13 protein-coding genes are annotated in these 13,765 nt (G+C 51.6%); 8 read left to right on the forward strand and 5 right to left on the reverse strand.

What is annotated here, in order from left to right; all coding sequences use genetic code 11:
• Positions 1 to 3 precede the first annotated feature (3 nt).
• Positions 4 to 483, forward strand: a complete 480-nt coding sequence (locus NYR02_RS17145; RefSeq protein WP_260977571.1) for a LabA-like NYN domain-containing protein — start codon at positions 4 to 6, stop codon at positions 481 to 483.
• Positions 484 to 696: 213 nt separating this feature from the next.
• Positions 697 to 1,515: a crotonase/enoyl-CoA hydratase family protein gene (locus NYR02_RS17150; protein ID WP_260977572.1), complete on the forward strand. Its 819-nt coding sequence runs from the start codon at positions 697 to 699 to the stop codon at positions 1,513 to 1,515.
• A gap of 68 nt (positions 1,516 to 1,583) precedes the next feature.
• On the opposite strand, the gene NYR02_RS17155 is transcribed toward NYR02_RS17150, so the two are convergent.
• The 4 genes from NYR02_RS17155 to NYR02_RS17170 form a co-directional block, all read right to left on the reverse strand.
• Positions 1,584 to 2,669, reverse strand: coding sequence for a rhomboid family intramembrane serine protease (locus NYR02_RS17155; RefSeq protein WP_260977573.1), 1,086 nt, complete (start codon positions 2,667 to 2,669; stop codon positions 1,584 to 1,586).
• Positions 2,662 to 3,273 (reverse strand): hypothetical protein, encoded by a 612-nt coding sequence (locus NYR02_RS17160; protein ID WP_260977574.1) that lies wholly within the window; start codon positions 3,271 to 3,273, stop codon positions 2,662 to 2,664. Before NYR02_RS17160 ends, NYR02_RS17155 begins: the two co-directional genes overlap by 8 nt.
• Before the next feature lie 250 nt (positions 3,274 to 3,523).
• Positions 3,524 to 3,937 carry a nucleoside diphosphate kinase regulator gene (gene rnk / locus NYR02_RS17165; RefSeq protein WP_260977575.1) on the reverse strand — a complete coding sequence of 138 codons (414 nt, stop codon included), beginning with the start codon at positions 3,935 to 3,937 and terminating at the stop codon, positions 3,524 to 3,526.
• Positions 3,938 to 4,660: 723 nt separating this feature from the next.
• On the reverse strand, positions 4,661 to 6,505 hold the full coding sequence (locus NYR02_RS17170) for an ABC transporter ATP-binding protein (RefSeq protein WP_260977576.1): 1,845 nt from the start codon (positions 6,503 to 6,505) through the stop codon (positions 4,661 to 4,663).
• Between the two features lie 379 nt (positions 6,506 to 6,884).
• Here NYR02_RS17170 and NYR02_RS17175 point away from each other — a divergent pair, with 379 nt between their 5' ends.
• From NYR02_RS17175 to NYR02_RS17195, 5 genes are all read left to right on the forward strand, one after another.
• The gene (locus tag NYR02_RS17175; RefSeq protein ID WP_260977577.1) at positions 6,885 to 8,048 is read left to right on the forward strand and encodes a type III PLP-dependent enzyme; all 1,164 of its coding nucleotides are present in this window, start codon (positions 6,885 to 6,887) and stop codon (positions 8,046 to 8,048) included.
• Between the two features lie 143 nt (positions 8,049 to 8,191).
• Positions 8,192 to 9,595 carry a peptidoglycan recognition protein family protein gene (locus NYR02_RS17180; RefSeq protein WP_260977578.1) on the forward strand — a complete coding sequence of 468 codons (1,404 nt, stop codon included), beginning with the start codon at positions 8,192 to 8,194 and terminating at the stop codon, positions 9,593 to 9,595.
• A complete protein-coding gene (locus NYR02_RS17185; protein WP_260977579.1) occupies positions 9,592 to 10,173 on the forward strand; it encodes a hypothetical protein in 582 nt (193 codons plus the stop codon). The genes NYR02_RS17180 and NYR02_RS17185 overlap by 4 nt, the downstream gene beginning before the upstream one ends.
• Before the next feature lie 2 nt (positions 10,174 to 10,175).
• The gene (locus tag NYR02_RS17190) at positions 10,176 to 10,667 is read left to right on the forward strand and encodes a hypothetical protein (RefSeq protein WP_260977580.1); all 492 of its coding nucleotides are present in this window, start codon (positions 10,176 to 10,178) and stop codon (positions 10,665 to 10,667) included.
• Positions 10,668 to 10,677: 10 nt separating this feature from the next.
• Positions 10,678 to 11,322 (forward strand): hypothetical protein, encoded by a 645-nt coding sequence (locus NYR02_RS17195; RefSeq protein ID WP_260977581.1) that lies wholly within the window; start codon positions 10,678 to 10,680, stop codon positions 11,320 to 11,322.
• 34 nt (positions 11,323 to 11,356) lie between these two features.
• Here NYR02_RS17195 and NYR02_RS17200 read toward each other — a convergent pair whose 3' ends face one another.
• Entirely contained in the window at positions 11,357 to 12,673 is a 1,317-nt protein-coding gene (locus NYR02_RS17200) for a metallophosphoesterase (protein WP_260977582.1), read from the reverse strand.
• A 337-nt stretch (positions 12,674 to 13,010) separates the two neighbouring features.
• On the opposite strand from NYR02_RS17200, the gene NYR02_RS17205 reads away from it, so the two are divergent.
• A complete protein-coding gene (locus NYR02_RS17205) occupies positions 13,011 to 13,652 on the forward strand; it encodes a chalcone isomerase family protein (protein ID WP_260977583.1) in 642 nt (213 codons plus the stop codon).
• Positions 13,653 to 13,765 lie beyond the last annotated feature (113 nt).

Consider the following 13,765-nt stretch of genomic DNA (forward strand, 5'->3'; position numbering starts at 1 on the left):
TTTATGAAAGAACGCATTGCCCTGTTTGTCGATGTGCAGAATATTTATTACACCACCCGCCAGACCTTTGGTTGTCATTTTAATTATCAGGCTTTCTGGGATCAGCTGACCGATGGTCGGGAAGTGGTGCGTGCGGTGGCTTACGCCATTGACCGTGGCGATGCCGCACAGATGAATTTTCAGCGCATTCTGCACAACATCGGTTTTGAGGTACGGCTTAAGCCATTTATTCAGCGCCGCGATGGCTCGGCCAAAGGCGACTGGGACGTGGGCATTACCATTGACCTGCTGGATGCCGCGCCTGAAGCCGATATTGTGGTGCTGGCTTCCGGTGATGGCGACTTCGATCTGGCGCTGGAGCGGGTTAAACGCAGTGGCGCTCAGGCCTGGGCTTTTGGCGTTGAAGCATTAACCGCACAGGCGCTGATTAAAGCCGCCGACCGCTTTATTGCCATTGATGAGTCGTTACTGCTGCGGCGCTAGGACAGCGGAAGTATTCAGAGGTGCCCTCGTATTTTGTTGCTTGCCTTGCCGGGCTTTGTGCGGAGTGGCTGCACTCTTCGGTTTCTGATCTGTTCAGATTGATCATGGCTGGCCGTCCTGATCTGTGAAATCATCGCGCACACTTCAGTATTTTTATGTCGTTAGCGCGACAAATAACAACGGCCTCAACCGGATAAACAACCAGGAAACCTTATGAGCAGCACCGACCGTATTCTCTGTGACATCAAAGATCATATCGCATACGTCTATATGAACCGCCCGGACAAACTCAACGGGCTGGATATGGCGATGTTTAAAGAGATGATTGCCTGTGCCAAAAAGCTGCGCAAAAACCGCAGCGTGCGCGCCGTAGTGCTGGCCGCTAAAGGCGATTCTTTCTGTGCCGGCCTGGATTTTAAAGCGCTGAGCAAAGATCCGATGATGGTGCCGAAAGTGTTTCTTAAATGGCCCTGGACCAAACAGAATATTGCTCAGCAAATTGCTCATTGCTGGCGTGACCTGCCGGTGCCGGTTATTTGTGCGATTCACGGGAATTGTTTTGGCGGCGGCATGCAGATTGCGCTGGCCTGTGATTACCGGATTGCGACGCCGGAGGCGAATTTATCCATTATGGAAATGAAGTGGGGCCTGATTCCGGATATGAGCGGTATGGTGACACTGTCGCGTTTAACCCGTGTGGATATCGCCCAGGAACTGACCATGACCGGCCGGCAGTTCAGTGCGCAGGAAGGTTATGAGTATGGTCTGATCAGTAAGCTTGCGGCTGACCCGCAGGCTGAAGCACAGGCACTGGCAGAGGTCATTGCCAGCAAATCACCGGACGCCATTGCCGCGACCAAATATTTATTTAAAAAATCCTGGAAAGCCGACACCTGGAAAGCACTGCGCTGGGAGCGCTGGGTACAGGCGCGTTTACTGGGACGTAAAAACCAGCGGATTGCCATGGCCAACGGCCTGGCAGGTAAAGATAAAGAGCCTAAGCCGTTTAAAGACCGTACTTCTTTTAAGTAATAAAAGTCCGGAAACGCAAAACAAAACGGGCGCTGTAAAGCGCCCGTTTTTTTATTGCTTGCTGCGGCTTAACGCTGCAGCTGAGCGTGAGGCTTAGCCAGCATAGCAATCACCGGGTTGCGCTCCATCACGTAGTTTTTCAGCAGCAGCGCAATCACGACGCCGATAATAAAACCACCAACGTGTGCCCAGTAATCAATGCCGCCTTCGCCTACGGCCATCCCGAACAGGTTCAGACCTAACCAGATCAGGAAGTACCAGGCTGCCGACAGTTTTTTCTGCCAGACAACAATCATAAAGGTCAGGCTCGCGTGGCGGAACCAGAGCATATACATACCAAACAGGCCGGCAATCGCGCCACTGGCCCCGACGCTTGGAATGGTGCTGTTCCAGTTCATGCCAATACTGAAGGCACTGGCACCCAGACCACAGATCAGATACAGGCCAAGGAAGCGCCAGCGACCAAGAGCATCTTCAAGGTTGTCACCGGTCAGCCAGAGGAAATACATATTGCCGAGCAAGTGCATCAGGCTGCCATGCAGGAAGGTGGCCGTTAATGGCGTCCACAGATGTTCGCCATGGGCAAAATCTGAGGGGGTGCTGGCAAACAGCTCAAACACCTGCATGGTCATGTCTTCGTTGAAGGCGTAAGAGAAGTAGATCAGGCTGTTGATAATGATCAGCGCCCAGGTCACGATCGGCGTGCGGTGCGGCTTAACGTTATATTCCACCGGCATTTGCGACAGAAACTGAAACAACCAGGTTTTCCAGCTGGTTTTCTGGTTGATGCTGGTTAAAACATCGCGCAGACGCGGTGAGTGCTTAACTTCTTCCAGCTCGTCGTGGTCAATCCAGGTGCCATCGCATTTGTGGCAAACATCCACTTCCACCTGAAATTCTTCCAGCAGGTGGTAGTTATGCAGCTTGGCATTACACTGCGGGCAATCGGCATCGGTTTGTCCCAGACGTTTGCCCAGCTGTTCTTCAAACTGTACGGCGTCATTGCCGTTATCAAACGCCGATAACAGCGAATTTAATTCGTTCTTTTCAAACCACATGCCGCCGCATTTACGGCAAACATCAATTTCTTCGCCTTCGTAGGCCATGGGCGTCAGCAGTGAATTACTGCAACGCGGACAATATTTGTTACTCACCGGCAACGTCCTCATCGGAGCTCACATCAACGTCATATACCAGCAGCTCTGCGGCCAGTTTTTTAGTATTTGCGGCTAATTTAGGCAATACGGTCTTTTCCATATTATCCAGTTGTTCTACCAGTAATTTGCTGGCGTATGACGGGCCATAAGTAAACTTCTCACGCTTCTCAATCAGATCATCCGTCGTGCGGTAGAAATTCTGGATCTCGGTGAGGAAGTAGCTCGGAGTTTCCAGCGTATTGGGCGAGTACTTCATGGTTTCCCAAACGTAACGACTCAGCTTGGGGTTGTTCTGCTTCAGTTCCTGCACCGAAATCCCACGGGCGAAATACTCTTCGTTGTATTTGCGCAGAATAATAACGTTGGTGTTGACTTCGTCGTACAGCGACTGACGCATGTAATAGTTGGTTTCTTTATCGGTAATGTCATCAAACAGAATGGCTTGCTGTAAACCAGCCTGAGCCGCGAGATACACACCGGCGATGGTCGCGGCAATCATTAACAAATGGCCGATCCAGAAGCCGGAGCTGGTCAGGTCCCTATGATCTGCATGAGCCAGCTTTTCTTTTACCGGCCGGCTGAGCACGGATAATACTTTCATTGGCGTTGTGCCTCCCTGTATGAATTCAGGGCTGCATTATAGCGGCTGAATTGCAGCTTCAATACCAGGCTGACATTAAAATAACAAATATATTAATGGTAATGTGCCGTCGTCAGCTGTGACGATCTCAGACAAAAGGCGTTAACGGCTTATTTTATCTTCGAAAAGAGACTTAGATCACAGACTGACAGCGACTTACTGCGGGCGGATGGGTGCGTGTAAAAAACGGCACTCATCGTTGAACGTGGTATTAGCGGTGGAATTCACCGGCGCGTTCTGGCTGGTACAGAATTTCTTCGATGCGCACCTGCATCGGTTTGCCGTTAGGGCCTGGCCATTCGATTTCATCGCCGGTTGATAAGCCGAGCAGGGCGCAACCAATCGGTGCCAATACCGAAATAGTACCGCCACTGGTGTCCATGTCTTTTGGATAGACCAGTGTCATGTTCAATTCTTCGGCGGTATTTTTTACCTGAAAACGCACTTTGGAATTCATGGTAACAACGCTGGCCGGAACATCGCGCGGGGCAACGATTTCGGCCCGCTCCAGCTCATCTTCCAGTTGACGCACTCCCAGAGACGCATTGGCGGGCATGGTATCCAATAAGCGCTCCAGGCGTTCCAGATCAAGGCTTGAAATAATAATGTTGGGTTTGTTGCTCATAAAACTGACCTTTTATTTCAGGTAAGGCCCGCATGAAAAAAACGCCCCGCAGCAAAGCTGCGGAGCGAATAGGGATTACGGGAATAAATTTAAAACTACAATCTTGTTAATAATAATGCAAGGGGTCATAAACAGCCATGGAGTAAATGCCTTGGTGGTTATGCTTTGTTTTACTTTCTGCCAATAAAACTACTGGTCCGGTTTACCCGAATTGTGCCCGCAAGGGCGCAAAGACTGGCTTAACGCGGGTTGTGCTTCTGTCGTGGCTGAAAGCCACTCCTACAATGCGGTGTTTTTATGAGTTTATTTCTGATTTTCGTCAATAAAGCTGCCGGTCCGGTTTACCCGAATTGTGCCCACAAGGGCGCAAAGACCGGCTTACTCTTCATCATTTAATCTTCGCCGATAAAGCCGCCGGTCCGGTTTGTCTGAAATGAGCCCAGAGTGGGCGCAAAGACTGGCTTAGTCTTCATCATTTAATCTTCGCCAATAAACCGCCGGTCCGGTTTACCCGAATAGTGCCCACAAGGGCGCAAAGACCGGCTTACTCTTCATCATTTAATCTTCGCCGATAAAGCCGCCGGTCCGGTTTACCCGAATTGTGCCCACAAGGGCGCAAAGACCGGCTTACTCTCCATCATTTAATCTTCGCCGATAAAACCGCCGGTCCGGTTTACCCGAATTGTGCCCACAAGGGCGCAAAGACCGGCTAGTCTTCATCATTTAATCTTCGCCGATAAAGCCTCCGGTCTGGTGCGCCCACAGTTGCGCGTAAATTCCACCTTTGGCAATCAGTTCCTGATGCGTGCCCTGTTCCGCAATACGGCCCTGGTCGAGTACGATCAGGCGGTCCATGGCGGCAATGGTCGATAACCGGTGGGCAATGGCAATCACGGTTTTATTTTCCATTAACCGGTACAGGCTTTCCTGAATGGCGGCTTCGACTTCCGAGTCCAGTGCTGAGGTGGCTTCGTCCAGAATCAGAATCGGTGCGTCTTTTAACAGCACGCGGGCAATGGCAATGCGCTGGCGCTGGCCACCGGAGAGTTTTACTCCACGTTCGCCGACCTGAGCATCGTAGCCGGTGTTACCTTCCAGATCGTGCAGCTCCTGAATAAATTCATGGGCTTCGGCCTTGCGCGTGGCTTCCAGCAGTTCGGCTTCGCTGGCATCGGGGCGTCCGTACAGAATGTTCTCCCGCACACTGCGGTGCAGCAGCGAAGTATCCTGGGTCACCATGCCAATGTGCTTGCGCAGCGTATCCTGTGAGACGTTTTTAATGTCCTGACCGTCGATCAGTATGCGGCCGGAGTTGAGGTCGTAAAAACGCAGCAGTAAATTAACCAATGTTGATTTGCCGGCACCAGAGCGTCCGACCAGCCCCACTTTTTCACCCGCTTTAATGTGAATATCCAGGGCCTCGAACACCTGTTTGTTCTGGTTGTCGTCGTGCCCCTGATAATGGAAGCTGGCTTGCTCCAGGCGGATTTCGCCATGATCGACGCTCAGGGCTTTGGCGTCTGCCGCATCCTGCACCTGAGGCGTTTTGGACAGCGTTTTCATGCCGTCGGCCACGGTGCCGATATTTTCAAACAGCGCGCTGACTTCCCACATAATCCATTGCGCCATGCCGTTGATCCGCAGAGCCAGTGAGATGGCGATGGCGATGGCACCGACGCTGATGGCGCTATCCATCCACAGCCAGACGGCAATGGCGGCAACGGCAAAGGCCAGCAGGTAGTTGATGATGTTAACGGTGACGTTCAGACCGGTGACCAGGCGCATCTGGCGGTACACGGTATCCATAAAGCCTTCCATCGATTCGCGTGCGTAGTCGGTTTCGCGATCGGTGTGGGAGAACAGTTTGACCGTCTGAATATTGGTGTAGCTGTCGACCACGCGTCCGGTCATGGTGGAGCGCGCATCAGCCTGTTCGGTAGCGATGCCTTTCAGTTTGGGTACGAAATACATTTGCGCCAGAATATACAAACCCAGCCAGGCGAGCATGGGCAGCATCAGGCGCCAGTCGGCAATGGCGACCATGACCAGTACCGAGGTGAAGTAGACCAGAATGTACACCGCCAGATCCATCAGCTTCATAACGGTTTCACGTACCGCCAGCGAGGTCTGCATGACCTTGGTGGCGAGGCGGCCGGCAAATTCATCCTGATAAAAACCGAGGCTTTGTTTTAACAGGTAGCGGTGCGTCAGCCAGCGGATTTTCATCGGGTAATTACCCAACAGGGTCTGATGCACCAGCAGCGTGTGCAGAAATACCACCAGTGGCATCACCAGCAGTACCATCAGTGACATCAGCAGCAGACGGCCGCCTTCTTCAGCAAGCAGCGTTTCCGGTGCTTTCTGACTCAGCCAATCGACCAGATTCCCCATAAAGCCAAACATCATGACTTCCAGTATGGCGAGCAGCGCGGTCAGAACCGACATGAACACCAGCGGGACTTCCAGACCACGGGTGTAGTGGCGGCAGAAGGCATAAATGCCCGCCGGTGGCTGCTGCGGATGTTCAGGCGGAAAGGGATTAATAAAACGTTCAAAGAGTTTGAGCATACTGGCCATATAAAGCAGGAGTTAAACAGCCCGACACCTTAGCGGAGCGGGCTTCTGAATGTAAGCGCGGCAAATTGATTTCACTGTTCTGGGTAACGGAATAACCGCTGTAAGGCATTATTAAGTGAAGTCGGGCAGTCAGTCTGCTGCAGTGCTCAGACGGCTGCAGCGGCCTGAGAGAGCGGTTCAGCGCTACTGCTGACAGAAGGGGGAGGATAGGATTCCTTTTGAGCAAAGATTCTGATCGCCGGACGTGTTACGATCTGAAAAAGTGATCGTTAGGACAAAGAAAAATCACTGTACACCCGCGCAGATAAGCCTATCTTTGCGCGACTTTTTTCATTCACATCACTACCCGGATAAGGAGGTAGCGAGCCCAATGGTTGTTCAACCTGAAGACTACTACGATGCCGAGAGCTTTGCTCGCCTGAAAGAATTCGCCGACAAACAAGAGACTCCTTGTCTTGTGGTCGATAAAAGTATTTTTGAGCGTCAGCTGGATGATCTGATCAGCAGTTTTCCGTATGCGAAAACGTACTACGCCATTAAAGCCAACCCAATGCCTGAATTGCTGGGCATTCTGCGCGATCGTGGCTGCTGTTTTGACGTAGCTTCGCGCTACGAGCTGGATAAAGTTCTGGCACAGGGTGTGACAGGAGATCGTGTGAGCTATGGCAACACGATCAAGAAAGCCCGGGATATCCGCTACTTCTATGAGAAGGGTGTGAACCTGTTTGCCACCGATTCTGAAGCCGACCTGCGCAATATTGCCAAGGCCGCTCCGGGTTCGCGTGTATTCGTACGTATTCTGACAGAAGGTTCGCAAACAGCGGACTGGCCGCTGTCACGTAAATTCGGTTGTCAGACCGATATGGCGATGGACCTGTGTCTGTTGGCGCGTGATCTGGGCCTGGTACCTTACGGTATTTCCTTCCATGTGGGTTCTCAGCAGCGTGATATCGGCGCCTGGGACTCGGCCATTGCCAAAGTGAAGGTTATTTTCGAACGTCTGAAAGAAGAAGACGGCGTGGTACTGAAAATGATTAACCTGGGTGGTGGCTTCCCGGCTAACTACATCAGCCGTACCAACGATCTGAAAACCTATGCAGAAGAAATTACCCGTTTCCTGCACGAAGACTTTGGTGATGAGCTGCCGGAAATCATTCTGGAACCAGGCCGTTCGCTGGTTGCCAACGCCGGTATTCTGGTCAGCGAAGTAGTACTGGTCAGCCGTAAAGACCGTTACGGCCTGCACCGCTGGGTGTACACCGATGTGGGTAAATTCGGTGGCCTGATCGAAACCATGGACGAGTCCATTAAGTATCCGCTGTTTGTGGAGAAAAAAGGTGAACTCGAAGAAGTGGTTCTGGCCGGCCCGACCTGTGACAGTGCCGATATTCTGTACGAAGACTACAAATATGAGTTGCCACTGAATCTGGCCTCCGGTGATCGTCTGTACTGGTTCTCTACCGGTGCCTATACCACCACGTACAGTGCAGTAGAATTCAACGGCTTCCCGCCGCTGGCGTCTTTCTGTATCTGAGTGAGCTGACGGCTCGCTGCTAAAAAACCGCCAGTCGGGTAACCGGCTGGCGGTTTTTTTATGGCTATACGACTCCCGGCTGTTGGTCAGACAGGTCTAAGAAGGTATCTTGTCGGCAAAGATCTCATACACAGGGAGGATGTATGCAAGCCGTACCCTTGGAATTACTCATTAATGGCCTGACGGTCGCGGCCGGTGCAGCGTTACTGGTTGAGCGTTTCACCGAATTATTGAAGCAGGTTAAAGAACGCGCCAATAAGTTCTTTCTGGAGCGTGACGCTGAGGCTGCCAAGCTGGCAGCACTGAAAAACGCGCAACAACAGACGGTGCTGATTCAACAGCACCTGCAAGCCGGTCACTCTGCCGATCTGGCGGTATTAAAAGCAGCGGCTGCTTCTGACGGCAATACTGCTGACTCTCACAATTCTGACAGCAACAATTCTGGCGAGAACGATACTGAGCATACGGCCTTCGAGCAGCATGGTGCCATCACCGTCATCCCCATTCCGGTGATCTCCGGCGAAAGCGCCGCACTGAATGTCTTTATGCGTCTGGCGCCATTAGGGCTTGGGATTATTCTGGCCGGTATTTTTGATCTGCATTTATTAGCCATGTTTACCGGCCAGAGTGTCGTGGATATTCCGACCTTATGGGCTCAGAACAACTGGAGCGGTATTGCTCTGCAAACACTGGATACGCTGTTATCCGGTTTATTAATTGGTGGTGGCAGTCAGCCGGTACACGTACTGATGCGGTTTTTAACCACTCGCCGCTTAACCGACAGCGAAAAACAAGCACTGGCACAAGTCATTGATCCCGGCGAAGAAAGCCGTATCGCCTCCTCAGCGGACAAAGCCGCAGGGCAGAATACTCCCGTGGCCGAAAGCCGCTTGGCCGGGCCCGATATTCATTATGTGGGGGGCGTTAATCCACAGAGTCTGGAGTATGTCCATCGCCGCGCAGCCGATCCTGATCAGATTGTGGTGCATCACACCGCCATGAATTCTGCGCTGGGTTTTAATGCCATTGTTGATGAGTTTCTGCAGCAGAAAAAATGGCTGACGGGTTATCACTGCGTCATCATGCCCGATGGTGCAATTCGTCCGTTTTGCCGCTGGGATCGTACGGGCAACCATGCCAAAGGCCATAATGACCATACCCTTGGTATTTCTTTTCATGGCAATTTTCACCAGCAGGAACACGACCGCTTTGCCAATAACGATGGCCGTTATGGCCCGTTAACGCCCACGCCAGCGCAACTGGATGCCGGTGCCCGGGTGATTGCTTTGTGGCTGAATCTGTACCCGCAAATGCCCGGTCAAATAAACGAGGCTGTAGTACCTCACCGGGCATTATCCGGTGCCAATACCGTGTGCCCGGGCAATCAGTTTCCTTTTGCCGATTTGCTGCGCCGCAGCGAAACCTACCGCACAGCGTGGCAGGCATCGCCGCAGGCACAGAGCGAGCTGCAGGCTTTCCGGCAAAAACCCTATATTTACGCGCAGAACCTGAATGCTGCGGTACCGGTCGCCGGAGGTTCAGCATGAACAGCTTTGATTCCGCATTGATTATGTTAAGCAGTGCTTTATTTTTTTCGTTGTTACTGGAGCGCCTGCTGGAAATACTGAAAGCGCTGTTTGATTTTTATGAAGTCCGGGCCGGACGTCAGGATTATTGGAACCGTGCCGCGCACCGCCTCAGCGAACAACTGGATGGTCTGCGTCAGGCGGGCCGAGTACAGGCCGAAGTCAGCAAAGCGGTGAATGATTATTTGCGCACCGACTATCCGGGGCTGGAAGGTGTGGAAGCACTGTCCGCCGTCGCTCTGCGCTCGCTGACCATTAAAGCGGTGAGTAAAATTCTGGCGATTATTCTCGGCGTGCTGCTGGCACTGCTGTTGGATATTAATTTGTTTGCCTTAATCGAACAGCTGAATCATCAGGTGGCGATACTCAACGGTGATGATCCTGCCAGTTATGAAGGTTATTTTTCCAGCCGTTATATACCGGCCTGGCTGGGGGAATCCCTGACCGGCATTGCGATTGGGCTTGGCAGTGGTCCATTGCATAAAATTATTGAAGCGCTGGAAAAATCCCGTAAAAACCGTACAGAAAAGGGAGCGTAAACATGGATAAACTGAATATTGCCTTGTGGCTGGCTGAGCACCTGGATACGGTAATCGGGTTTATCGTGTTGCTGGTGGCTTGTCTGATTTTGCCTAAAAGTGTGCGCTGGTATGTATTTTCTGCGGGCTCTGCCTTGTTGTTGATGAGTGTGTGGCAAATGGCCCGTGCACGGGAAAAATTGAAAAAACTCGATGCCGAACGCAGCGCATTACAGCAACAATTGAGCGGCTTAAAAGATGCCAGTGAGCAGCTTAAACAGCGTAATCAGGCGCTGGAAAAAAAGTCGGCAGAACTGGAGTTGCAACGTCAGACATTATTGCAGCGGCAGCAGGCATTAGCGGCGGGCGATGTTGCGTTACAGCAGCAACAGGATGACATTAATCAGCAAGTGAGTGATCACAGCGCTCAGCGTGATGCGGTACAGAGTGAAAACCAGCGGGTTCTGGATGCGCTGGCCAAACTGAAACAACTGGAAGCCATGTCACAATCCTGACGGAGGATATATGCAGTATTTAACACGGATGGTTTTGCTGAACGGGTGCTTGTCTGTTCTGACAGTGAGCATGGTGCTTAAGGTGAGCGCTGCTCAGGCAGAAGACAGCGCCTGCGAAATGTTGGTGACGCCAGCCGAACTCAGCCAGCAGACCATTAATGGCCAGATTGTGTATTTGCTGCCTGCCAATAAAGTGCAGCAGACTCAGCACATTACCGGCTGTATTGATTACACCGCGCTGTTGCAGAAAAATCAGGATGCGAGTCATCAAGCGAGTGCGGATATCGCCGCTTTACAGAAGCAGAATGCTGACCTGGCGCAGCAGCTGGAAAAATACCGCGCATTGGTCGCTGATCAGACACAATTAAGCGGCCAGTATACGCAGCTGAATACCCAGTATCAGGATCAGGTTAAACAGTGCCTGGCACTGAACACGAACCTGATCTCGGTGGCGGATAAACTGGATACCTTATCCGGCGAATACCGCAGCATTGCCGTGCAATCCCTCAGCCGTTATCGCGTAGGTGCGGCGATTGGCGGTGGAACAGAAGGCTTTGCCAGCCAGTTGCATGTCGGTTACGACACACTCAACCTGTTTATTCATAATTACGACGATAAAACCAGCGCGTTAATCGGTGCCGAGCTGCGTTTTTAAACAACGCAGTCCGGCCGATTGAATACCGTTAATATTACTGGCTGCGTTGTGGAAAGGTCAGCATAACCTGTTCTGTGGTGGCACCACTTTCATCATTGGGGGTGGTGATCATCCTTACCTGAATATCATCACCAAGCGTGATATGCGCAAATCCCCAGACCATGCCCTGCAACCACAGCTCCTGATATTCAGCATAGGTTTTTTTCTGATATGCCTGAAACGGCGTATGAATTGGCCGCTGTTTGGCTGCGGCACCCGAAACAATAATCGGCAGTGGTTTTAATTCTTTTCCGTTTGCACTGTTATATTGCTGGCAGTCATCCTGATGAGCTTCGAGATCATGCTCATGCCCGGCCAGATAAAGATCGGCAAACTCGCACAGCATTGGCATTAATAACGGGCGCAGGGCGCGGGCCTCTTCAAACTTACTGCCACCGGATGACCAGAGCGGATGATGCCCGGCAACAATTTTCCAGCGTGCTGACGACTGCTTCAGGGCATTTTCCAGCCAGGCTAACTGCTGCTTTTCCTGTCCCTGTGGTTTCTGCCAGTCATCATAGTGTTCCAGACTTTTGTGCTTTTTTTCGCTGCCGTCAGGGTTGAGTTTGTCTTTGACAACCGTTGTTGCGGCCAACAGTAAATTGGTATCTATCACAAAAAAATCAGCATCGCCGCGGGTGAAAGAATAAAACCCCGGTTGCGGTAATACCATTTTATTATCGTCACGACTGGCCCAGGCAATCTGCGCATCACGCCCGGCGCGGGAGGTTTGCCAGTCATGGTTACCCAGTACGCCGTAAATACGGAAATCATCATGGCTGCTGACCAGTCGGCGGAAAGGCAGGTCGAGGATATCGAGGAAACGCTGCTCATCACGCTCACTGCCATCGCCACCGGCCGGATAAATATTGTCGCCCAGCATCAGTGAAAAATCACAGCGCTTGCTCTGGCAATACTGTGTCATCGCATTAGCAACGGCATTCAGTCCGGTGCGCTCAACCACATAGTCTGTACCATCCAGAGTATGCATTGGCGGTGCGACAAAATCCGCTGGCGGCAGGCCTTTCTTTTTCCAGGCAGCACGTTCGCTGAGCAGGAATTGCTCGCGGGTCTGCGGGTTATTTAAGCTCGACTGTTTTGGGTAATCGTAGTGATAGCCACTGTCACCGAAGGCAATAAAAGCGACCGATGGTTTCTGTTCGGCAAACGGCGTTTGCTGTGTCTGTGAATTAAGTTGCACGTCATAGGTCGGCGGATGGTTGTTCTGACAGGCCGCCAGCAGTGTTGAAGCCGTGGATATCAGTAAAAAAGCGCGCAGTTTTTTCTGGCTGAATTGCAGTCGCAGTGTCATTTCATTCTCCGGTTAAGGCCATTTCCCGCTGTTGTAGCATGAGCAACGCAGAGAATAGATGACAGCGGGGGTCTGTTTGGCTCACTGCAATTGGGGTTTTGGTTGTTAACAGAGTGTTAATCGGTTTTTTATCAGGAATAAGGAGGAGAATTCGGGGCGGATATCTTTCTGCTCTTCAGGCTAAAGGCTTGCAAGCACGCTCTTGCGGTCATACTCAGGAGTGGTTAAAGTGCAGGGCAGAAATGCTGGTAAAGGATGTCGCCAGTGTTGTCCGTTGCACTCTGTGAGTTCTCCTTACAGGACATAATCGGGCGCTAATAATGATAAGGAGTGTCGTATGAAAATATTCTCAGCCGCTTTTTCCCGCCTTTTTAATTTCCAGACACGCATCGCTGTTACTGTCTGTTCTTCGGTACTGATATTAATGCTGTCAGTGCAGGCTCAGGCGCGGACGATTGCCGATACCGAATTTCCCGATGTGATTGAAGCGAGCGGTGAGTTTCCGCAAATGACACTGAACGGCGCTTCGGTGCGTAAATATTATTACGTGGTCGATATGTATGTCGGCCTGCTGTACATGCAGAATCCGGGGCATTCCGAACAGGCTGTTATTGGTGACGAAGGGTATAAGCGTATGGTGTTCCACACGCTGTTGCCGCGTGCCAGCGGACGTCGTGTTGCCAAAGCCTTATACGATGCATTAAACCTCAGCAACGAAGAAGCCGAGGCCCTGGGTGCGCCGATTGACGAAGTAATTGAGATGTTCGACGTCAGCATGAAAAGTGGTGACGAAACCCATGTCGAATACGTACCCGGTGTTGGCACCCGTATTATCGTTAAAAATGAAGTGCGCGGTGTGATTGCCAGTAAGCGTTTATTTGATGCGTTTCTGGGAATCTGGATTGGCGCCAAGCCGTTCAGCGAAACCTTTAAAGCAGAAATTCTGGGTACCGAGAATGCCCTGATTGCGCATGAGTAGTTGCCCATAAACAGCCTTACATGAGCAATATCATTTAAAACATAATACCTGCATAAAACTGCCTGCATGCGGCGACGCAATCCGTCGCTGCTCCTCTCTTTATTCTTCCTGTT

Origin of the sequence: Thalassolituus pacificus, from assembly GCF_025318105.1 — a bacterium.
Classification (GTDB): domain Bacteria; phylum Pseudomonadota; class Gammaproteobacteria; order Pseudomonadales; family Oceanobacteraceae; genus Venatoribacter; species Venatoribacter pacificus.